Origin of the sequence: Permianibacter fluminis (assembly GCF_013179735.1) — a bacterium.
Lineage (GTDB): Bacteria > Pseudomonadota > Gammaproteobacteria > Enterobacterales > Permianibacteraceae > Permianibacter > Permianibacter fluminis.
The window spans coordinates 2,762,212-2,785,536 of the sequence record NZ_JABMEG010000001.1; the positions used below are offsets into that span (position 1 = coordinate 2,762,212).

A 23,325-nucleotide genomic window follows, 5' to 3' on the forward strand; every position below is an offset into this window, starting at 1 on the left:
GCCATGCCCGGTATTTGGATACGGTCAGCGGCCGCCGCCGCCATGATGAACGCATTGGAAGCCGGCTGGCGCATTTAGTTCTTGCCTGCCGGTGCCAGGATTTGCAGCAATTCGCGCAGAAAGACCAGCCGGTCAGCCGGTTCGGCCAGTGTCTTGCTGACCTTCAGCGCCTGCGGGCCATCAAAGCGGTACAGCCGCGACGGCGACTGCACCAGCTTGATCAGCAGCATCGGATCGACCGTTGTCTGCGCGGTAAATTCCACCCGCGCGCCGCTGGCCGTGACATCGATGCGGCGAATGCCGAGCGCACTGGCGTGCAGCCGCAGCCGGGTCAGTTCGAACAGGTTTTGGCCTGCGGTTGGCAAGTTGCCGAAGCGATCGATGATCTCGGTTTGCATGTCGTCGATTTCGCTGGCGTTGCCGCAGCCGGCAATGCGCTTGTACAGGCTGAGTCGGGTGCCGATGTCGGTGACGTAATCGTCCGGCAGCAGTGCCGGCAGGCCGGCATCGATTTCGGTGCGCTGAGACAGCACATGCTGCAAGGTCGGCTCCTTGCCTTCCTTCAATGCTTTCACCGCTTCTTCCAGCAATTCCATGTACAGGCTGAGGCCGATGCCTTCGATCTGGCCGCTCTGATCTTCGCCGAGCATTTCGCCGGCGCCGCGGATTTCCAGATCCTGCGAGGCGAGCAGGAAGCCGGCGCCGAGATCATCAAAGGTTTCGATCGCTTCCAGCCGTTTCAGCGCATCCTGCTTCAGCAGATTCTGCGGCGGCGTCAGCAGGTAAGCGTAAGCCTGGTGATGCGAACGGCCGACGCGGCCGCGCAGCTGGTGCAGCTGGGCGAGACCGAATTTGTCGGCGCGCTCGATGATGATGGTATTGGCGCTCGGCACGTCGATGCCGGTTTCGACAATGGTCGAGCAGACCAACACGTGAAAGCGCTGGTGATAGAAGTCACGCATGATGCGTTCGAGCTCACGCTCACGCATCTGGCCGTGGGCGTAGGCGAAGCGCACATCCGGCAGCAGCTCCTGCAGCTTCTCGGTGGCTTGCTCGATGCTTTCGACTTCGTTGTGCAGGAAGTAGACCTGACCGCCGCGCATGGTCTCGCGCAGGATGGCCTCTTTCAGCAGCGCGTCGGTTTTCTCGCGCACGAAAGTCTTGATCGACAAGCGCTTGGCGGGCGGCGTGGTGATGAGGCTCAGATCGCGGATGCCGGACAGCGCCATGTTCAGCGTGCGCGGAATCGGCGTCGCGGTCAGCGTCAGCATGTGCACATCGGCGCGCAGGGCCTTGATTTGTTCCTTCTGGCGCACGCCGAACCGGTGTTCTTCATCGACAATCAACAGGCCAAGCCGCTGGAATTTGATGTCCGGCTGCAGCAGCTTGTGGGTGCCGACGATGATATCGACTTTGCCTTCCGCGACTTGCTCCAGCGCCTTGTTGGTGTCTTTCTCGGTGCGAAAGCGCGACAGCAATTCGATGCGTACCGGCCAGTCGGCAAAGCGATCACAGAAACTGTTGTAGTGTTGCTGGGCGAGCAAGGTGGTCGGCACCAGAATCGCCACTTGCCAGCCACTTTGCACGGCAGCGAAGGCGGCGCGCATGGCGACTTCAGTTTTGCCAAAGCCGACGTCGCCGCACACCAGCCGGTCCATCGGTCGGCCGCGCTGCAGATCGGCCAGTACGGCGTTGATGGCACTTTCCTGATCCGGTGTTTCTTCAAAGGCAAAACCGGCGCAGAAGCGCTGGTATTCGTTCATGTCGACGTTGCCGGCTTCGCCTTTGCTGGCGGCGCGCTTGGCGTGCAGATCGAGCAGCTCGGCGGCGACATCGCGAATCTTGTCGGCCGCTTTCTGGCGCGCTTTGCCCCAGGCTTCGGAGCCGAGCTTGTGCCACGGTGCGGCATTGGCGGCCGCACCCAGATAACGGCCGATCAGATGCAGCGATTGCACCGGCACATACAGCTTGTCGTTGCCTTGGTAATGCAACACCAGGTACTCGGCTTCGACACCGCCGGCGCTCAAGGTCTGCAAGCCCTGATAGCGGCCGACACCGTGATCGATATGCACGACCGGATCGCCAATGCGCAGTTCGGCCAGATTGCGGATGACCGCATCCGGGTCGGTGACTTTGCGTCGGCGCCGGCGCTGCTGGACCAATTGCGCGCCAAACAGATCCGGTTCGCTGATCACTGCAATGGATTGATCGATGGCGACAAAACCGCTTTCCAGTGCGGCAACGGTCAACACGACGCGGTCTTTACTGGCCAGCGCTTCCTGCCAGTTGTCACACAGCACCGGCTCCAGATTGGATTGCTTCAGCAGCGGCAACAGCACTTCGCGGCGGCCGGCCGATTCGGCGCACAGAATGATCCGGCCGGGGAACAGCAGCGAAAAACTGTGCAGGCTTTGCAGCGGCACAGTGGCGCGGGTATCGAGCCGCACATCCGGCAGCGGATTGCTGACCGGCAATTCGGGAAGGGCGGCCGGGTCGCGGTCGCTGTAACGGGCAAAGTTTTTCAGCGCGCTAAATAGCTCGTCTTCACGCAGATACAACTCGGCTGGCGTGACCAGTGGCCGCAGCAGATCAACGCGGCGCTCTTCGTAACGGTCATTCAGCTCATACCAGAAATGCTGGGCCGATTGATTCAGTTCGCCCAGCGTGACGAGGCGGGTGCCGGCCGGGAAATAATCGAACAGCGTTGCCAGCTGATCAAAAAACAGCGGCAGATAGTATTCGATGCCGTTCGGCAGAAAGCCTTTGCTGACTTGACCGTAAACCGATTCCGGATGCAGCGCGGCATCAAAGCGGGCGCGGAAGGCCTGGCGGAATTTGGCGATGCCGTCATCATTCCAGGGAAACTCATGAGCCGGCAGCAAACGGATTTCGCTGAGCTTTTCGCCAGACAGTTGGGTGTCCGGATCGAACAGCCGGATGGTTTCAATCTCGTCGTCAAAAAAGTCGAGCCGGTACGGTTGCTTGCTGCCCATCGGGTACAGATCAAGCAAGGCGCCGCGCACCGCAAACTCGCCGTGCTCCATCACCTCGGCGACGCAGCGGTAACCGCTTTGCTCCAACCGCCGGCGCAGCGCCGGCAGATCCAGCCGGTCGCCGATTTTCACCAGCAGGCTGTTCAGATTGACGAAGCTTGGCGGCGCGACTTTCAGCAACAAGGTCGACAGCGACAGCAACAGAATGCCGCGCGTCTGCTGCGGCAACTGCACCAGCGTCTGCAGCCGTTCCGAGACGATGTCCTGGTGCGGCGAAAACGTATCGAACGGCAGCGTTTCCCAGTCCGGGAAATGCAGCACCGGCAGCGTCGGCGCCAGCACGCCGAGTTCGCGCTCCAGCCGGGCCGCGGTGGGCGAGTCGGCGGTGACCACGACCAGCAGACCGGGCTGTTCGGCCAGTGCACTCAGGGTCAGCGGCAGGGCGGCGCCGTGGCTGGCTGGCAGCAGCGTGCGCCGGCCGGGTTCGGCTTTCAGGTTGGTCAGGGCTCGCAGGAACGGCAGCAAGGTAGGGCAATCCTTGAGGTGTTCAGGACCGGCGTGTGCGGGTCTGGCAATCAGGCCGCGCATTATACGGGGCGATTGCGTCCAGGCGTGTCAGGAGTCGCACCTGTTGCCCCAGCCGTCGGCGAGCCTTTGGCCGCTGTACAAAATGAGACAGGCGAAATTTTCACCAATGACTATTCTGTAGGGACGCCGACTATTCTCTTCTAAGAACCGGCGCCAGAAAGGAGTCTTTGGCATGAAGCTACAGCAGCTGCGCTACATCTTTGAGGTCGCCCGGCACGAGCTCAATGTCTCGGCAACCGCGGAGAGCCTCTATACCTCCCAGCCCGGCGTCAGCAAGCAGATACGGTTGCTGGAGGACGAACTGGGCGTCCAGATATTCACCCGCAGCGGCAAGCATCTGATCGATATCACGCCGGCCGGCCGGCAGATCCTGGAAGTCGCCGGCCGGATGCTGCGCGACGGCCAGGTCATCAAGGATATCGCCCGCGATTACGCCCAGCCCAATGCCGGCACGCTGCGGCTTGGCCTGTGCCCGCTCGCGGCACGCTATCTGGTTGCCGACCGGCTGGAAAAATTCAGCAAGGAATACCCCAAGGTTCAGGTGCAGCTGCGGCAGGGCGAGGAAAGCCATTTCGGCGAATGGCTGGAAAGTGGCGAGGTGGATCTGGTGGTCGGCCTGCGTCAGGCGCACGCGCCGTCGCTGGTCAGTCTGCCATGCGCCCGCTGGCGCTACGCCTGGCTTGCCCGCTCGGATCGGGCGCGAGCGGCCGAGGCGATGCTGGTGTTTGCCCAGGACCGCGAAGCCGAAGACAGCCTACATCGGGCGCTGCCGGCCGACAAAGCCAGCCAGCGCTGGGTGCTGGTCAGCTCGGACCCGGATGTGATCAAGACCTACGTTCGGCTCGAATGGGGCGTCGGCCTGTTGCCGGCGATTGCCTTCGACAGCATCGCCGACAGCGATCTGACCTTGCGGCTGGCGGCCGATACGCTGCCGGAAGGTCGGTTCTGGTTCAGCTTCCGCCGCGATTTGCACTGGCGCAAATTCCTGCACAGTTTTGCTCATCTGCTGTCACCGGCCCTGAAGCCGGAGTTGCTGCAGCAGGCGGCCGGTTTGCGTCAGGCCGACGAACAGCAGGCTTTGATCAACGCTGAGAGTTTGCCGCTGCATTGAGTGGCAATGCCTTCCCTGCAGTTACCGAGAGTGAATGCGGCTTTCGGAACGGATTGCAGTTAGCGAAACGGCTGGCAGGCCGCAGCGCCTCCGCGCCGGGTTTGCCATGATCGTGCGCGCGGGTTTGGTTGCAAAACGCGTGCTGCTCGCGCAAAGTGAGCCGCAAGTTTCAGGATGAGTTTGTTCTCCCCATGGATGCCTTTCCGTTTGCTACGGCCCTGTTGAGCGCCGACGGCAGTTTGCATCACGCCAACGCCCGCTGGGCGGCCGAGTTTCCGTTGTGTCAGCAGCTTGCAGATCTGTTGCATCCCGTCGATGCCTTGCGCCTGCGCAACGCGACGCGGTTGCATGCCCGGTTGCAGTTGCCGGTACGTGTGCGCGGCAATGGTAGCTGGCAGACGGCGCTGGCTCTGTTGTCGCCACAACCGAACGCCTGCGCGTTGTCATTGCTGATTGAACCTCATGAGGCCGGCGCCGATCATGCAGCGGCCGAACAGGCCGAGTTGCTTGGCGGTGTCGTGCACAGCTTCAACAATTATCTGTCGGCCATGATGGGGTTTTCCGAGCTGGCGCTGCTCGATGTCGATGCCACTCACCCTGCCTATGGGCAATTGCAGACCGTGCTCGATTCGGGGCAACAAGCGGTGCAATTCACCCGCGAGTTGCTTGCCAGTGCCGGTCGCGCCGTGTTGTCGGTGAAAACGTTTTCCTTGCCGCAATGGCTGCGCAGTCAGCTGGAACGGCATGGCATTCCACTGTCGGCGCAAGATATCGACTGTGCGATTGGCACCGATCCGGATTGGTTGGCGCATGGACTGGATCTCGCCGTCAACTTCTTGCGTGAAGGCGAGCCCAGCGTCATCACGGCCGAATTCAGTGTCTGTTCTTTGCATGGCCAGGCGGCAGCTGCGCTGGCGCTGGCTGCAGGCCGTTACGGTGTGTTGATGCTGCGGGATCGCGGTCGCGGGCTCGACAGCAAACATCTGCTGCCACTGTTCAAGCCGTATTACAGCAGCAAGGCAGTTCGTGGCCGCAAGGGTTTGGGCATGGCGCCATTGAAAGGCGTTGCCCGGCAAATCGGTGGCAATGTGTTGGCGTTGGCTGAGCCTGGCGAAGGCAGCGCAATTGTGCTGCTGTTGCCGCTGATGAAAGAGGGCGCTGAGCTCGACGTAGCAGCCGCAGCGGGGACTCGCACGGCCTGGTTCTTGACCGAGTTGCCGTGGCTGGCCGAATTGGCGCAGGCGCAGCTTGCCGAAGCGGGCATCGCGGTTGCTGCGGTAAACCAGGCCGAAGCGCAAAACTTGCAGACCGATGAGCTGCGCCCTGACTTTCTACTTTCGTGCCGGTTCAAGGATGAGGGCGCGGCAGCGACATTGCGTCAGCACCTGAATGTGCCGGTCGTGATCTGGACGCCGTTTGCCGATCACCGTGCGCAAACCGCCTCCGGAATTTCGCTGGTGAAATTCAGCCCGGATGGCGAGCATTTGCGCACCGGAGTCAGTGCGCTGCTTAAGAGCTTGAAAAGTTGAAAAGTTGAAAAGTTGAAAAGTTGAAAAGTTGAAACAGAATATCTTGTGAAAGAAGCGCCGAGCCAGTCAGCGCTCATCCGCTGACGGCAAAGCGTTTGCCGTCACGCCGCGGCATGATGATTCTGCGGCAGCGTGAAGCGGAATTTGGCGCCCTGGCCGACCGCCGCTTCCGCCCAGATGCGGCCACCGTGCCGGTGGATGATGCGCTGGACGGTGGATAATCCGATCCCGGTGCCTTCGAATTCTTCCTTGCGATGCATGCGCTGAAACGGCGTGAACAGCTGCTGGGCGTAAGCCATGTCGAAACCGGCGCCGTTGTCTGCGACCACATAAACCGTTTCGCCGTTCTTTTGCTCGGTAAAAAACGCAATGTGCGCCTGCTCGGTCTTGCTGCTGTATTTCCAGGCATTGGCCAACAGATTATCCAGCGCAATGCGCATCAATTGCCGGTCGGCCATGACGGTAATGTCAGGTTGCACCGTCACCTGAACTTGCCGCTCCGGCTGACTGGCAGCCAGCGTGGTCATGATGTCGCCGGCGAGTTCAGACAGATTCAAGCGCTCGGGTTGCAAGTTCAGTCGACTGAGCCGCGACAATGAGATCAGGGCTTCAATCAGTTCTTCCATGCGGGTCACGGCCGACTTGACCCGACCAAGATAATGCTGGCCTTGGGCATCCAGCTGCGCGTTGTAATCCTCAAGCAGAACTGCAACAAAACCGTTGATGGCCCGCAGCGGCGCGCGCAGATCATGGGAAACGGCAAAGTTGAACGCTTCCAGTTCGGTGTTCTGGTTTTCCAGTTCGCGGGTGCGTTCACGAACCTGGGTTTCCAGTTGTGCGCGCTCGCCATGCAGCAGGTGCAGGGCTTCTTGTCGCTCATGAATCAGCGCCAGCAAATGCTGTTTGACGCCCGTCCAGATGCGTGGCAACGAACCGGACTGGCTGCTGTCATGGCGCACGGCAATATCAGCGACTTGCAGTGCCGGTGTGACAATGAAATGCGACAGTAACCACCAGAGCAGCAGCATCAACGCCAGCAAGGCAACCTGAAACGTCTTCAGTGGTTTCAGCTCACTTGCCACCAGTGATGCCACTTCGAGCTGCTGCACTTGGGTGTCGACATGCCAGACCACGTTGGCCAGCGGCAGACTCAACAGATAGTGATCGCCCTCCAGTTGCCAATCGATTGGCTGCGCGTTGGCAGCTTGGACTTCCGCCGCGGTCGGTACCCGGAAGAAACGTGACGAACGGGCGGCATGCGGCATGCTGCCGTCCGAATTGATGATCGGTTGACCATCATCGGTCGCCAGTTGCACCTGCATGCTGGCTGGCAGGCCTGAGCGCAGCATCGTCATGACAAAATCGAGCTGAACGTCGGCCAGTACATAGGCCTGCATCTGCTGCTGGTGATAAACGGGTGCGAAGATCGACACAATATAGCCGGTACCGGCTTGATCAAATGATGGCGAGCGCCAGATCAAATCGTGCGTCTGCAAACTCTCTTTCAGTGCCAGAAAAAACTCGCCGTTGTATTGATCCAGCAGTACGTTGCGTACCAGACCTTCATTGGCGCCGCGCAGGTATTCGTTGACCGTGACGTGAGGATAGGCCGCGTAGTTGCCACTGTGAAAGGAAACAAACCCGGACCAGCGGATGGCGTCATCCAGGTCATGCTGAATCGACATGTACGGAAACAGCTGCCAGGCCACATCGAGTTCACGCCGGGTCTCGGCGTTGTCCGGAGGAAACGGCGACAGAAAATTGCCGCGCACCTGCTTCTCGGCAGCCGTCAATTGATCGAGTCCGTAACCGACGATGCGGCCGTCGCGGCTGGCGGCCTGCGGCAGTGGGGCATGAACAAGCGCCGGTTCGTTGTAGGCCTGCTCGGCGAGTTTACGCAAGCGGCTGACATGATCGGCCAGCAGCCGGAAGCGCAGATCGATCTCTTTGGCTTTCAGTTCGGCGTTGACGCGGAATGAGGCCAGAGCCGCCTGCGATTTGACGCTGCTGAAACGGGCGATGTACTGCTGGGTTGCCACGGCCACCGCCAACACGAACAGGACGGCGCCGATATGGAACCAGATTCGCAGCTTTTCGATCGATGAATGACGTACCAGGTTCATGACGGCCGCGATGGCCGATGTGGCGCAGTGCCGGGGATGAGCCCCGAGAACCGGCAATCGGCGAACTGAAGGTGAACTAATTCAAGCAGTGTTTGCGGGTTTTGTCAGTGGTTGAAGCGGCGATTACCCCGGCAAACCGCCATCGCCGGGGTAAACAGGCCGCAGGCTCAGCATTCGATGATGTTGACCGCCAGACCGCCGCGAGCGGTTTCCTTGTATTTGCTGTTCATGTCGGCGCCGGTCTGGCGCATGGTCTTGATGACCTTGTCGAGCGACACCTTGTGGCTGCCATCGCCGCGCAGTGCCAGCCGCGAGGCGTTGATGGCCTTGACCGAGGCCATTGCATTGCGCTCGATGCAGGGCACCTGAACCAAGCCGCCAACCGGGTCGCAAGTCAGGCCGAGGTTGTGTTCCATGCCGATTTCAGCGGCGTTTTCGACTTGCTCGGGCGAACCGCCGAGCACCTCGGTGAGCGCGCCGGCGGCCATCGAACAGGCGACGCCGACTTCACCCTGACAGCCGACTTCGGCGCCGGAAATCGAAGCGTTGATTTTGTACAGAATGCCGATGGCGGCGGCCGTGAGCAGGTAACGAACAATGCCATCTTCATCGGCATGCGGATGAAAGACCCGGAAGTAATGGGCAACGGCGGGAATGATGCCGGCCGCGCCGTTGGTTGGCGCGGTGACCACGCGGCCACCGGCAGCGTTTTCTTCATTGACGGCCAGCGCGTACAGATCCACCCAGTCCATCACATGCAGCGGATCCTTGGTTGAGCTCTGCTCCGATTTCAGTTTGCGGAACAAGGCGGGCGCACGCCGCTTCACTTTCAGACCTCCGGGCAGAATGCCTTCTTTTTCGCAGCCGCGAATCACGCAGGCTTCCATGGTCTTCCAGATGCGCAGCAAGCCGTCGCGTACTTCCTGTTCTGTGCGCCAGCTTTTTTCGTTTTCCAGCATCAGCGTCGAAATGCTGAGGCCATGCTGCTTGCACAGCGCCAGCAATTCGGCGCCATTGCTGAACGGATATTTGACCGGCGTTTTGTCTTCGACAATCGGATCATCCGGATTGACATCACCGCTGACGATAAAGCCGCCGCCAACCGAATAATACGTGCGTTGCAGCAGCTCGTTGCCGTCGGCATCGTAAGCGTAAAACTTCATGCCGTTCGGGTGGGCCGGCAGCGTCTGCCGTTTGAAGAACACCAGATCGACAGCGGGATCAAAATCGAGCAGTTTCTGTCCGGCCAGATTCAGTTTCTTGTTTTTTGCCATGGCGTCCAGCCGTGGCTCGATGCTGTCGATATCGACCAGATCCGGTTGCTCACCTTCCAGACCGAGCAGCACCGCCTTGTCACTGCCGTGACCTTTGCCGGTGGCACCTAGCGAGCCATACAACTCGGCTTTCAGTTTCGCGGTCTTGGCCAGCAGGTCTTGTTCGAGAATCCGGCTGACGAAGCGCTTGGCGGCGCGCATCGGGCCCACCGTATGCGAACTCGACGGCCCGATGCCGATGGAAAACATGTCGAAAACACTGATGGCCACTGCAGAACTCCGTAAACGCTGTTTGGGGCTTTGGTGATTTTGCTTGTGCGTGCGGCTGCAGCCTGTTCGCTTGCTGCGGCTTCACCCTCATCCAAACCTTCTCCCGTCAAGGGAGAAGGCTTTCAACTCCCTCTCCCTTGACGGGAGAGGGCTGGGGTGAGGGTGAGCGTTACGCGAAGAACAAAGCTAAGGTGACAAAAGCGGGCCTTGTGCCCACTAACAGTGCGCGCACCAAACCACTCAGAAAACCCATTTGATCCAAAGTGGCGCGGATTCTACCACTGCGGCGCCGGCTGGCTGGTAAGGCCAAGCAAATGGGACAGGGTGACGATCATGCCGGCGGTTGCGCCCCAGATCCGGCGCTCTTCAAACAGGATTTCATAGAACTCGCGCTCGCGGCCCTGCCAGATGACCTTGTGCGGGGTATGGTGATTCGGCTCCAGTACCCAGCTGAGTGGCACATCAAACACCGCCTGCACTTCGTTGCGGTCGTATTCGCCCTGGACGTAGTGATGCACGATGCCGAGATACGGTTGTATGTAAAAACCACTGACCGTGGTGATATGGCTCGGCAAGGGGCCGAGCACTTCAACCTGATTGGGGCGCAGGCCGATTTCTTCTTCCGCTTCGCGCAGTGCAGTCGCCAGCGGCGAGGCGTCACTGTCCTCAACCCGGCCGCCGGGAAAACTGATCTGGCCGGCATGGTGCTTCAAATGCGCGGCCCGCTCGGTCAACAACAGCCGCAAGCCCTCCGGCCGATCCAGCACCGGCACCAACACGGCAGCGTGGCGCAGGCCAGCCGGTGGCACACCGGGCAACAGGGCGTCGGGATTGTGTTCACGGGCGCGGCGGTAGCCGAGTATCAGCTGGTGGCGGTCGATCACAAGTCACCTTCAAGCACGGGCAGCAACCTGCTGACCTTGGCATAAGTCTCATCATATTCCGATTGTTCATCAGAATCGGCAACCAGGCCGCCACCGGCCCAGCAATGGATCTGGTCTTTCGCATGGACCAAGGTGCGAATGGTGATGCTGCTGTCGAGCCGGCCGAGGTAATCGCAATAACCGATGCTGCCGCAATACAGGCTGCGCCGGTGCGGTTCCAGTTCTTCGATGATCTGCATCGCCCGCACTTTCGGCGCGCCGGTGATGGAGCCGCCGGGAAAGCAGCCGCGCAGCAGATCCAGTGGGGTTTTTCCGGCTGCGAGTGTGCCAGTGACCGAGCTGACCATATGGTGAACCGCGGCAAAGCTACGAATGGCGAACAGTTCCGGCACCTTGACGCTGCCGGTGCGGCAATTCTTGCCGAAGTCGTTGCGCAGCAGATCGACAATCATCAGGTTTTCCGCGCGATCTTTTTCGCTGTGTTTCAGCGCTTCAATCTGGGCGGCATCGCGCAGTGGATCGGCATCGCGTGGCCGGGTGCCTTTGATCGGTTCGGTCAGTGCCACGCCGTCTTTTACCGACACGAAACGTTCCGGCGACAGCGACAGAATCTGGCCGCGTTCGGTATGCCAGTACGAGGAAAACGGTGCTTTGTTCAGCGGTGACAACCGACAATAAGCGGCAAAGGCATCACCGATGCAGTTCGCAGAAAAGCGCTGTGCCAGATTGATCTGGTAGCAATCACCAGCGTGAATGTAATCCTGCACCCGGCGAAACGCGCGGCCGTAATGTTCGCGATCAAGATTGCTGCGCCAGGGCGTGGTCAATGTGAAGGGTGGGCGGTCGGCGGCGGCTTGATTCAACGCGTCATCGATGCGGCGCAGCGTCGCTTCCGGCAGCGGCGCAAATTGCCACAGCCCGGCATGCTGACGCTGATGGTCGACAATGAATGCCCAGTGGTAGATGCCGGCCTGCAACTCCGGCAATGGCAGATCGTGCAGGGCGTGGTTCGGCAGCGTTTCCAGACGCCGGCCGAGATCGTAACTGAGCGCCATCAGCAGGCCGCCGGCGAACGGCAACTCGCGGGCGCGAGCATCGTTCAACGCTGGCCGGGTCTGGCCGAGCCAGCGGTCGAGCAGCAGAAACGGATCGTCCACACGGGTTTCAAGCAGGCTGCCATCGTCGGCTTGAACGCGTGTTTCTGCACCGTCGGTTTGGAACGACACGACCGGCAAGGCGCTGAACAGATCAAAGCGGCCGCTGTCATGGCCGCCGCTGTCGAGCAGGACAGCGCCGGGCCAGTCGGCAAAAGCGGCAAAGCGCGCCAGTACGCCGGTGCGGCCGGGGTAGGGCAGTTCGCGAAGCAGTTTGGGGTAGCTGGGCACGGATGCGGAGTCGCAGGGCTGGCGCGGGTTTGGCTCAGGCGTAGGCGCCGAACGGGGCCGGCATTGTCACGAACCGCGAGCCACTGTTCTAGGCGCTAAGTGTCGACAAGCGTATCATATTGCGCCCTTTCATAAGGGCGACCGGGCGATTCACTCAAACGACTGTTTGAATATTCAGGCGGGCCTGAGGTAGTCTCTGTCCGGGCAAGGTCATGCTGCGCTGCACACAACGTAGTGAGCGTGTTCCCGAAGGCTTCCACCTGACTGAAAGCCTTCACCAGACTGAAAACCTTGACCCGTGCGCTGTTACTGAGGCCCTCCCGCGCTGAATCCCAAACTGCCGCAGGCAGTCAGCTCGCCCGGTTCGCCGTTGTTGAATGTCCGCTGTTGCAACCAAAACGAGGACGTAAGCGAATGACCGTCATCAAGAAGGCCGACTTCATCCAGAGCGTGGCCGATGCGCTGCAGTACATCTCCTATTACCACCCGAAAGATTTCATCGACGCGATGGCCAAGGCCTATGAGGCCGAACAGGGCCAGTCGGCCAAAGACGCCATTGCGCAAATTTTGATCAACTCGCGGATGTCGGCCGAAGGTCATCGGCCAATCTGCCAGGACACCGGCATTGTTTGCGCCTTCGTCAAAGTCGGCATGAACGTGCGCTGGGACAGCGACCTGACCGTCGAAGAGATGGTCAATGAAGGCGTCAAGATCGCCTACGGTCATCCGGACAACACGCTGCGCGCCTCGGTCGTGGTCAACCCGGCCGGCCCGCGCAAGAACACCGGCGACAACTCGCCCGCCATCACTCATATCCAGCTGGTGCCGGGTAACGAAGTGGAAGTGGAGATTGCCGCCAAAGGCGGTGGCTCCGAGAATAAATCCAAGTTTGTGATGCTGAACCCGAACGACTCGATCGTCGATTGGGTGTTGAAGACCGTGCCGCTGATGGGCGCCGGCTGGTGTCCGCCCGGCATGCTCGGTATCGGCATCGGCGGCACCGCCGAAAAAGCGATGCTGCTGGCGAAAGAATCGCTGATGGAATCCATCGACATCCACGAGCTGAAAGCGCGTGGTGCGAAGAACAAGATTGAAGAACTGCGGCTTGAGCTGTTCGAGAAAGTGAACCAGCTCGGCATCGGCGCGCAGGGCCTTGGTGGCCTCGCCACTGTGCTCGATATCAAGATCAAGGATTACCCGACCCACGCCGCGTCATTGCCGGTGGCGATGATCCCGAACTGCGCGGCGACCCGTCACGCGCACTTCGTGCTTGATGGCAGCGGCCCGGCCGAACTGGAAGCGCCGAACGTCAACGATTGGCCGCAAGTGACCTGGGAAGTCGGTGCCAATGTTCGCCGCGTGAATCTCGATACCGTCACCGCTGCCGACATTCAAAGCTGGAAGCCCGGCGAAACGATTCTGCTGTCCGGCAAGATGCTGACCGGCCGCGACGCCGCGCACAAGCGCATCGCCGACATGTTTGCAAAAGGCGAAAAACTGCCAGTCGATTTCACCGGTCGGTTCATCTATTACGTCGGCCCGGTCGATCCGGTCCGTGATGAAGTGGTCGGCCCTGCCGGCCCGACCACGGCCACGCGCATGGACAAGTTCACCCGGATGATGCTGGAGAAAACCGGCCTTGCCGGCATGATCGGTAAAGCCGAGCGCGGCGACGAAGCCATTGCCGCGATCAAGGACAACAAGGCCGTGTATCTGATGGCGGTTGGTGGCGCGGCGTACTTGGTTTCCAAAGCGATTCGCAAATCACGCGTGGTCGCGTTCGAAGATCTGGGAATGGAAGCCATTTACGAATTCGAAGTGCAAGACATGCCGGTCACTGTCGCCGTCGATTGCAACGGCACCTCCGTGCACAAGACCGGCCCGGCCGAGTGGAAGATCAAGATCGAAGACATGATGAAGTCTGGTCATATCAAAAACGCGGCGGATACGGCGAAGGTGTAATGGACAGCCCGATCGTACTGCAGTACGGTCGGGCTGATTTGTCAGTCGCCTGAATCAGTTTGTAGGTTGGGTAGAGCGCAGCGAAACCCAACAAGAGTCTGGAGAATGTTGAAGTGGTCCTCGCGAAAGCGGGGACCTCGCGATCAATGAGTGGCGTAGGGCGGGTCAAGCGCAGCGGACCCGCCACCGTGATGCAGGAAAGCTATGGCAGCTCCGCTTTACTTGAGCTGCCCTACAGGTTGTCATCGTCGTATGCACGATGGCGACCGGATATCAACCAGCGAGACCGAATCGAATGACAAGCAAGCTGACCCCTGGTGCGAAATTCCGTGCCGCTGTTGCCGAAGAGCATCCGTTGCAAGTAGTGGGTGCGATCACCGCTTACGCAGCGATGATGGCCAAGCGCACTGGCTTCAAGGCGATTTATCTGTCAGGCGGCGGTGTTGCCGCCAACTCGCTCGGTACGCCGGATTTGGGCATCAGCACGATGGAAGATGTGTTGATCGATATTCGCCGGATTACCGATGCCTGCGATCTGCCGTTGCTGGTTGATATCGATACCGGTTGGGGCGGCGCGTTCAACATCGCTCGCACTATTCGCTCGATGATCAAGGCCGGCGCCGGTGCCGTTCACCTTGAAGATCAGGTGGCGGCCAAACGCTGTGGTCACCGTCCGGGCAAGGAGATTGTGTCCAAGGAAGAAATGGTGGATCGGGTCAAGGCGGCGGTCGATGCCCGTTTTGACGAATCCTTCGTGATCATGGCGCGCACCGATGCCATCGCAGTAGAAGGCATCGAGAAAGCCATCGAGCGCGCACAAGCTTGTGTTGAGGCCGGCGCCGACATGATTTTCCCGGAAGCGATTTACACGCTGGAACAATATCGCCAATTCAAGGATGCGGTGAAGGTGCCGATTCTGGCCAACATCACCGAGTTCGGTCAGACCCCGCTGTTCACCACCGACGAGCTGAACAGCGCCGGCGTTGACATCGTGTTGTATTGCTGCGGTGCTTACCGGGCGATGAACAAGGCGGCGCTCAATTTCTACGAAACCGTGCGTCGTGATGGCACCCAGAAAGCGGCAGTGCCAACCATGCAGACTCGCGCCGAGCTGTACGATTTTCTGAATTACCACCAATACGAGCAGAAGCTCGATCAGTTGTTCGCCAAGAGTGCCAATACCGGAAAGGAGAAACAATAATGAGTGATGTGCCAAACGCACCCAAGCCGAAGAAGTCGGTCGCTCTTTCGGGCGTGCCGGCCGGTAACACGGCACTGTGCACGGTCGGCCGCACCGGCAACGATCTGCATTACCGCGGCTACGACATTCTCGATTTCGCGGATGTATCGGAATTTGAAGAAATTGCCCATTTGCTGGTGCACGGCAAGTTGCCGACCGCCAATGAACTGAAAGCTTACAAAGCCAAACTGAAGTCACTGCGTGGCTTGCCGAACGTGGTCAAGGGCGTGCTGGAACATATTCCGGCCGGCGCTCATCCGATGGACGTGTTGCGCACTGGTTGCTCGGCACTCGGCACGGCGTTGCCGGAAAAAGACGATCACAATCTCGCCGGCGCCCGTGATCTGGCTGACCGCTTGATGGCCTCGTTTGGTTCGATGCTGCTGTACTGGTATCACTTCAGTCACAACGGCAAACGTATTGACGTCGAAACCGACGACGATTCGATTGGCGGCCACTTCTTGCACCTTCTGCACGGCAAAAAACCGGATGCGCTCTGGACCCGTGCGATGCACACCAGCCTGATCCTGTATGCCGAGCATGAATTCAATGCCTCGACCTTTGCCGGCCGGGTCATTGCCGGTACCGGTTCCGACATGCACTCGGCCATCACCGGCGCCATCGGCGCGCTGCGTGGTCCGAAGCACGGCGGTGCCAACGAAGTCGCGTTCGATATTCAGTCGCGTTACAGCACGCCGGACGAGGCCGAAGCGGACATCAAAGCCCGCATCGAGCGCAAGGAAATCGTCATCGGCTTTGGTCACCCGGTGTACACGATCTCCGATCCGCGCAACAAAGTGATCAAGGAAGTGGCGCGCCGCCTGTCGGTTGCGGCCGGTGACATGAAGCTCTTCAACGTGGCGGAGCGGCTGGAAAGCGTCATGTGGGAACAGAAGAAAATGTTCCCGAACCTTGACTGGTTCTCGGCGGTGTCCTATCACCTGATGGGTATCCCGACCGCCATGTTCACGCCGATTTTCGTTATCGCCCGCACCAGCGGCTGGTCTGCACATGTGATTGAACAGCGCCAGGATGGCAAGATCATTCGTCCGAGCGCCAATTACATCGGGCCGGAAGATCAGAAGTTTGTGCCGATCAGCGAACGCCGTTGATCCTGCAGTTTCTCGCAAGAGAAAGGTGAACGAGCCAAACTGGCCGGCAGTGATGTCGGCCAGTTTGTTTTTTTGTTGTAGGTTTTTGTTGTGAGTTTTGTTGATGTGGCTTGAGTTGAGCGGCAATTACCCCCTCCCAACCTCCCCCTTCACAGGGGGAGGAGCTGTGCAGTTCCCTCCCCTGTGAAGGGGGTGAAGTCGGGAATTCAAGTTCGTCACAGTTGACGAACTTGCCGACGGAACGACGCCAACTCTGTTGGCAGCTGGGCGGGTTAGGGTGGGGTAGTTGTCGCTCCACAGCTGAACACCAACATTGTATTCGCTACACGTAACAGCCACACAACTCAACTTACAGCCACAACCCAACCCATCAGCCATTTCCGCACACGCGGAATCAACCACGGACAACGGAGAGCGCCGCAATGAGCAACCAATACGATCTGAATGTCCGTCCGGAACCGGATGCCGAGTTGGTCGCGATTGCCGACTACGTTGCCGATTTCAGCGTGGAAAGCGAAGAAGCCTACGACACCGCGCGTTACTGCTTGATGGATTCGCTCGGCTGCGCGTTTTTGGCGTATCGCTATCCCGAGTGCACCAAGCATCTCGGTCCGTTGGTGCCGGGCACGTTGGTGCCGAGCGGTGCGCGCGTGCCGGGCTCGATGTTCGAACTGGATCCGGTCAAAGCGGCATTTGATATCGGCACGCTGGTGCGCTGGCTCGATTTCAACGATACCTGGCTCGGTGCCGAGTGGGGCCATCCCTCCGACAATCTCGGCGCCATTCTCGCGGTCGCCGATTACGTCAGCCGGCAGAATCTCGCTCAGGGTTACGAGCCGCTGTACATGCGCGATGTGTTCACCGCGATGATCAAGGCCCATGAAATTCAGGGCGTGATGGCGCTGGAAAACGGCTTCAACCGCGTCGGCATCGATCACGTTGTGTTGGTCAAACTGGCGTCTGCTGCCGTTGTCACCCAGATGATGGGCGGCGAGCACGAAGACATTTGCAACAGCCTGTCGCAAGTCTGGGTCGATGGCCAGAGCCTGCGCACCTATCGTCACGCGCCGAACGCCGGCTCGCGCAAGAGCTGGGCCGCGGGCGATGCCACTTCGCGTGCCGTACGACTGGCGTTGATCACCATGACCGGTGAGATGGGCTATCCCTCGGCACTCACCGCGCCGAAGTGGGGCTTTTATGACGCGTCGTTCAACGGCAAACGCTTTGCCTTTCAACGCGAGTTCGGCAGCTATGTGATGGAAAACGTGCTGTTCAAGCTGGCCTATCCGGCCGAGTTTCACGGCCAGACCGCAGTGGAGTGCGCTGTGCAATTGCACCCGCAGATGCGCGGTCGTTGGGATGACATCGAACGCATCGAGCTCACTACGCAAGAATCCGCCATTCGCATCATCAGCAAAGTCGGCGAGCTGTACAACCCGGCTGATCGCGATCACTGCCTGCAATACATGGTCGCCGTTGCGCTGCTCAAAGGCACGCTGACCGCCGATGATTACGAAGACAACGCCGCCGCCGATCCACGCCTCGATGCGCTGCGCGCCAAGATGCATGTGCAGGAAGACAAGCGCTTTAGCGCCGATTATCACGACCCGGAAAAGCGCGCCATTGCCAATGCCATGCAAGTGTTCTTCCGCGATGGCAGCAAAACCGAAAAAGTGGAAATCCTGTACCCCATCGGCCATCGGTTCCGGCGCGAGGAGGGCATTCCTGCGCTTATCGAGAAATTCCGGCAAAACGTCGCCACTCGTTTCCCGAGCAAACACGCCCGCGACATTTTCGAGCTCTGCCTCGATCCGGAAGAGCTGGATGCGACGCCGGTCAATGAGTTCATGAATCTGTTGATGATCTGAGTGTTGTGAATCTGCCCCCCTCCTTGGACAGGAGGGGGATCTGACTGCTCGCATTGCCAGCGCGCTACTTTATTCCGGCCCTGAAGCTGGCTATTTTCCAACCAACCTGACTACACCTGATCAACATCAAACCCAAGCCAATCCCTACACCCTAACACTCGTTTCGGTGCCGGGTTGGCCGTCCCAATTTCCGTCCCGGCTGCTACAATACCGGCCTGATTTTCAGGCGTGGGCGAGGGGTTCGCACTGCGCCGGCCACCTGTCCTGGGCCACCGTCTCGCTGGCGCAGGTTCTCCCGAGGAACTGTCATGTCCAAGTCCCGCATCATTTACACCATCACCGATGAAGCACCGGCGCTGGCGACTTACTCGCTGCTGCCCATCGTGCAGGCGTTTGCCAAAACCGCTGGCGTCGCCGTCGAGACCCGTGACATTTCGCTGGCCGGCCGCATCCTGGCCAACTTCCCGGACGTGCTTAAAGCCGAACAGCGTCAGGCCGATCACCTGGCCGAACTCGGCGAGCTCGCCAAAACGCCGGAAGCCAATATCATCAAGCTTCCGAACATTTCGGCTTCCATTCCGCAGCTCACCGCCGCCATCGCCGAACTGCAAGCGCATGGCTACGCCGTGCCGAATTACCCGGCCGACGCCAAAACCGACGAAGAAAAAGCCATCAAGGCCAAGTACGCCAAAGTGCTCGGCAGCGCCGTGAACCCGGTACTGCGTGAGGGCAACTCGGATCGTCGTGTAGCAGCGCCGGTCAAGGCCTACGCAAAATCGCACCCGCACAGCATGGGCGCCTGGAGCAAAGACTCAAAGTCGCATGTCTCGCACATGCAAAGCGGTGACTTTTACGGCAGCGAGCAGTCGGTAACACTCGGCGCTGCCGATGTGGTCAAAATCGAACACGTCGCCGACAACGGCACCGTCACCGTGCTGAAAGAAAACCTGAAACTGCAAGCCGGCGAAGTGCTGGACTCATCGACCATGAGCGCCAGCGCGCTGCGCAAGTTCTACCAAGAGCAAGTCGCCGATGCCAAAGCCAAAGGCGTGCTGTTCTCGCTGCACCTCAAAGCCACGATGATGAAAGTGTCGGACCCGATCATGTTCGGCCACGCCGTCACCGTGTACTACGAAGAGCTGTTCAAGAAGCACGCCGATACGTTTGCCAAAATCGGCGTTGATCAAAAGAACGGTATTGGCGATGTCTACACCAAGATGGCCGCATTGAGCGAAGCCGAGCAGGCCGCCATCAAAGCCGATATCGCTGCCATCTATGACAAGCAGCCGGAACTGGCGATGGTCGATTCCGAAAAAGGCATCACCAACCTGCACGTGCCAAGCGATGTCATCATCGATGCCTCCATGCCGGCTGCCATCCGTACCTCGGGCCAGATGTGGGGTCGCGACGGCAAACTGCACGACACCAAGTACACCATTCCGGATCGCTGCTACGCCGGCCTGTACGACGCCACATTGAAGTTCTGCAAGGAACACGGCGCTTTTGATCCCAAGACCATGGGCAACGTCGCCAACGTCGGCCTGATGGCGCAAGCTGCCGAAGAATACGGCTCGCACGACAAAACCTTCCAAATCGCCAGCAAAGGCAAGGTCCGCGTGGTCGATGCCAGTGGCAAAGTGTTGATGGAACAGAGCGTCGATACCGGCGATATTTTCCGCGCCTGCCAAACCAAAGATCTGCCGATCAAGGATTGGGTCAAGCTCGCCGTCACCCGCGCGCGCCTGACCGGCAACCCGGCCATTTTCTGGCTCGACAATGCCCGCGCCCACGACCGTGAACTGATCAAGAAAGTGAACGTGTATCTGAAAGATCACGACACCAAGGGTTTGGATATTCAAATCCTGTCGCCGGTCGAAGCCACCCAGTACACGCTCAAGCGCGTCAAAGAAGGCAAAGACACCATCTCGGTCACCGGCAACGTGCTGCGCGATTACCTGACCGACCTGTTCCCGATCCTCGAACTCGGCACCAGCGCCAAGATGCTGTCCATTGTCCCGCTGCTTGCCGGTGGTGGTCTGTTTGAAACCGGTGCCGGCGGTTCCGCACCGAAACACGTGCAGCAATTCTTGGAAGAAAGCTACCTGCGCTGGGATTCGCTCGGTGAGTTTCTCGCCATCGCGGTGTCGCTGGAAGATCTCGCCATCAAAACCAGCAACAAGAAAGCCAAAGTGCTCGCCGATGCCATGGACGTCGCCAACGGCGGCATTCTGGAGCACGACAAGTCACCGGCCCGCAAAGTCGGCCAGCTCGACAACCGCGGCAGCCACTTCTACCTCGCCATGTACTGGGCGCAAGCCTTGGCCGCGCAGAACGACGATGCCGAGCTGAAAGCCAAATTCGCACCGCTCGCCAAAGCGCTGACCGAGAACGAAGCCAAGATCGTTGGCGAACTCAACGGCGCCCAAGGCAAGCCGGTGGATATCGGCGGTTACTACCAGCCGAACTTCGCCAAGGCTTCGGCTGCGATGCGCCCGAGCAAGACCTTCAATGAGGCCATGGATTTGCTGAATTGATGCGGTGCAGTATGGAGTGAATGCAAAAAATCCCGGCTTTGGCCGGGATTTTTGTTTTAAGTGCGGTATAAGCTGAATTGTGATGATGCTAGCTAAGCTTGCATGGAGTTTGTAAGTTACGTCTATTTAATGGGTGACCATAGAGTGCTATCTCGCCGACTTCTCATTCGAGGATTCCTTCCGAGGGAGTTGCCACCGCTTTTTAGCTCTACCACGTTGGGATCTATCGTTGGTAATGCACAGCTGCCTCAGCCTTTCACGCAGGCTAAGGCTATGTGGAGTGCGTCTATACAGCACGATTTAGCTCGACCTGGTGGATTGCGTCGGCGGTTAAGCATTCCTAATCCAGTCAATTTCTTTCGACTTTCCAAAGCGTTTGAACAGCACCAAGCGGCTCTTTCAATCGAGTGGAATAAGTCTCCAATTTCCTTTACGAAGCCCAATCTAAATTTAGCCAGTGGTCGCGGAATTGCTCCAGATGCCAGAGATCGAGCAAGTCCCCGCGTTGCTGCACGGGTAGGGGCAAGATATGTACTCCATACCGATATTGCTCAGTTCTACCCATCAATCTATACCCACTCCATTCCATGGGTTCTACATACAAAGGCCGTGGCTAAATCCTCTATTGGAAATATGGCCCTTGTCGGCAATTTGCTCGATAAGGAGTTTCAAGCATGTCAGCAAGGACAGACAAAGGGAATTGCTATAGGTCCCGATACATCTCTCGGTATAGCAGAGCTTTTACTCTCCCCACTAGACCAACGGATTATGGCGGAGTGCAATGTGGTGGGAGGATGTCGATTCATTGACGATATCGAGCTCACGTTTCGCACGCTATCAGATGCAGACAGCGCATTAACTAAGCTTGAGGCGCTGCTGAGCGATTTGGAACTTCAACCTAATGCTTTGAAAACAAGGATAGAGGAGCTCCCTGTTTCACTCGACTCTAATGTTTCAACATCTTTACGCGGGAACTTACCGCCGGATACTAATGCCGCTCAGAGTCAGTGGATAGATTACTTCAATAGAGCGTTTGCAGTTGCCAAAGAAGATCGCACGGCAGGTGTCTTGCGATATGCGGTGGCAGCTCTCTCTGGCGTTCAGCCAACCACGTGGTGCTGGAGTACCGTGCAACAGCTTCTATGGCAATGCATCACAATTGATCCTGGGTGCATTAGGCACGTTGTTGATGTTATTGCCATTAATCGATTGCGTGGGGGCTTGGTTCCTGATGTGGATTTAGCTGCCAAGGCAATTGACTCTGTAATTAGGACAAGCGCTGTTTCAGGGCACGCAAGTGAGGTTGTCTGGAGTATCTGGACTGCTATGTATATCGGGTTTCAGATCAAGCTAGATGCACAGAATGCAATAACTGCAATGGATGACGCATTGGTTGCGACTGCAGCAATGTTTGCAGGCACCGCGACGCATGTCTTCTCTCAGCCAATTGACTCTAGACTTTGGAGATCGTGGCTTCAGCAAGACTGCTTCTACCAAGAATATTGGCTTTTTGCCTACGAGGCCTACCGGAGGGGATGGTTCCCAAATGAAGTGGCGGCTTCACAGATTGCTCAGGACCCCTGTGCCGCCTTTCTCAACAACTCAGGCGTCACATTCATTGTTGACAATGCCGTTGCGGCATATGTACCTCAACGAGCACAAGCTGGAGGCGGAGGCGGAGGAGGTGGATATTAGCGCAGTAGATACCGTCTTGCCGCTCATGATGCAACCGCGCGTACGGCGGATTAATTCCTCGGGGCACCGCGCGTACGGTGGATTAACGCCTTGGGGCAGGGCGGAACCGCGAAGCGTTTCCGCCGAATGTTTCCTGTAACCAATGCTCGTAATTCGAGATTGCCGGGTCTCGGCAACTGCTCCTGTGTTGCTCTACCGCCGACATCCCTGTTGGCGTCGCCCCGGCGGGCGAGTTACTTTCTCTTGCTCGTGCAAGAGAAAGTAACCAAAGAGAACACGCCCCACACGCCAGGATCGGATTGGTTGCTTCGGCATTATCGGCTACGGGCACATGCTGATGCGGCGTCCTGGCTTATCACCGCGCGTACGGCGGATTAACGCCTCGGGGTAGGGCGGAACCGCAAAGCGTTTCCGCCGAATGTTTCCTGTAACCCATGCTCGTAATTCAAGAGCGCCGAGTCTCGCCCCGGCGGGCGAGTTACTTTCTCTTGCTCGTGCAAGAGAAAGTAACCAAAGAGAACACGCCCCAGCGCGCCAGAATCGGTTTGATTGCTTCGGATAATCCGCCCGTCGCTTCGGCATTATCGGCTTCGGGCACGCATTGATGCGGCATCCATGCCTTATCAATGCTGCGCTGGCTGTCCCTGCCAGCGCACCCGGCCGCTAACGCCGAATCGCCGGCTGGCGCGAATGGGGGCCCCGGGTTCTAGCTGGTTTAGGTTGCTTCGATTTTTCGTCTGATCTTTTCCTTTGTCAT

The 23,325-nt window shown here is 58.9% G+C and carries 13 protein-coding genes; 8 read left to right on the top strand and 5 right to left on the bottom strand.

The features are described 5' to 3' along the window. Positions 1–74: 74 nt before the first annotated feature. Complete coding sequence (gene mfd, locus HPT27_RS11995) at positions 75–3,515, bottom strand: transcription-repair coupling factor (protein WP_407951142.1); 3,441 nt, start codon at positions 3,513–3,515, stop codon at positions 75–77. A gap of 238 nt (positions 3,516–3,753) precedes the next feature. Between mfd and HPT27_RS12000 the strand changes: the two genes are divergently transcribed. Both HPT27_RS12000 and HPT27_RS12005 read left to right on the top strand, forming a co-directional pair. Then, positions 3,754–4,692 carry a LysR substrate-binding domain-containing protein gene (locus HPT27_RS12000; RefSeq protein WP_172243579.1) on the top strand — a complete coding sequence of 313 codons (939 nt, stop codon included), beginning with the start codon at positions 3,754–3,756 and terminating at the stop codon, positions 4,690–4,692. Between the two features lie 191 nt (positions 4,693–4,883). Continuing rightward, positions 4,884–6,221 (top strand): sensor histidine kinase, encoded by a 1,338-nt coding sequence (locus HPT27_RS12005; RefSeq protein WP_172243582.1) that lies wholly within the window; start codon positions 4,884–4,886, stop codon positions 6,219–6,221. A gap of 101 nt (positions 6,222–6,322) precedes the next feature. Here HPT27_RS12005 and HPT27_RS12010 read toward each other — a convergent pair whose 3' ends face one another. The 4 genes from HPT27_RS12010 to pabB form a co-directional block, all read right to left on the bottom strand. Beyond that, positions 6,323–8,344, bottom strand: a complete 2,022-nt coding sequence (locus HPT27_RS12010) for an ATP-binding protein (protein WP_172243585.1) — start codon at positions 8,342–8,344, stop codon at positions 6,323–6,325. A gap of 167 nt (positions 8,345–8,511) precedes the next feature. Continuing rightward, positions 8,512–9,888, bottom strand: a complete 1,377-nt coding sequence (locus HPT27_RS12015; RefSeq protein ID WP_172243588.1) for an L-serine ammonia-lyase — start codon at positions 9,886–9,888, stop codon at positions 8,512–8,514. Between the two features lie 275 nt (positions 9,889–10,163). Beyond that, entirely contained in the window at positions 10,164–10,772 is a 609-nt protein-coding gene (locus HPT27_RS12020) for a CoA pyrophosphatase (RefSeq protein WP_211197939.1), read from the bottom strand. Next, complete coding sequence (gene pabB / locus HPT27_RS12025; protein ID WP_172243591.1) at positions 10,769–12,157, bottom strand: aminodeoxychorismate synthase component I; 1,389 nt, start codon at positions 12,155–12,157, stop codon at positions 10,769–10,771. Before pabB ends, HPT27_RS12020 begins: the two co-directional genes overlap by 4 nt. A gap of 414 nt (positions 12,158–12,571) precedes the next feature. Between pabB and HPT27_RS12030 the strand changes: the two genes are divergently transcribed. The 6 genes from HPT27_RS12030 to HPT27_RS12055 all read left to right on the top strand — a co-directional run bounded on the left by HPT27_RS12030 (position 12,572) and on the right by HPT27_RS12055 (position 22,568). Continuing rightward, positions 12,572–14,119 (top strand): fumarate hydratase, encoded by a 1,548-nt coding sequence (locus tag HPT27_RS12030; protein WP_172243594.1) that lies wholly within the window; start codon positions 12,572–12,574, stop codon positions 14,117–14,119. 295 nt (positions 14,120–14,414) lie between these two features. Beyond that, the gene (prpB, locus tag HPT27_RS12035; protein ID WP_172243597.1) at positions 14,415–15,320 is read left to right on the top strand and encodes a methylisocitrate lyase; all 906 of its coding nucleotides are present in this window, start codon (positions 14,415–14,417) and stop codon (positions 15,318–15,320) included. Next, the gene (gene prpC / locus HPT27_RS12040; RefSeq protein WP_172243600.1) at positions 15,320–16,471 is read left to right on the top strand and encodes a bifunctional 2-methylcitrate synthase/citrate synthase; all 1,152 of its coding nucleotides are present in this window, start codon (positions 15,320–15,322) and stop codon (positions 16,469–16,471) included. The genes prpB and prpC overlap by 1 nt, the downstream gene beginning before the upstream one ends. Before the next feature lie 422 nt (positions 16,472–16,893). Then, a complete protein-coding gene (locus HPT27_RS12045) occupies positions 16,894–18,339 on the top strand; it encodes a bifunctional 2-methylcitrate dehydratase/aconitate hydratase (RefSeq protein ID WP_172243603.1) in 1,446 nt (481 codons plus the stop codon). Between the two features lie 308 nt (positions 18,340–18,647). Next, positions 18,648–20,873, top strand: coding sequence for an NADP-dependent isocitrate dehydrogenase (locus tag HPT27_RS12050; protein ID WP_172243607.1), 2,226 nt, complete (start codon positions 18,648–18,650; stop codon positions 20,871–20,873). Between the two features lie 273 nt (positions 20,874–21,146). Further along, positions 21,147–22,568 carry an RNA-directed DNA polymerase gene (locus HPT27_RS12055; RefSeq protein WP_172243610.1) on the top strand — a complete coding sequence of 474 codons (1,422 nt, stop codon included), beginning with the start codon at positions 21,147–21,149 and terminating at the stop codon, positions 22,566–22,568. Positions 22,569–23,325 lie beyond the last annotated feature (757 nt).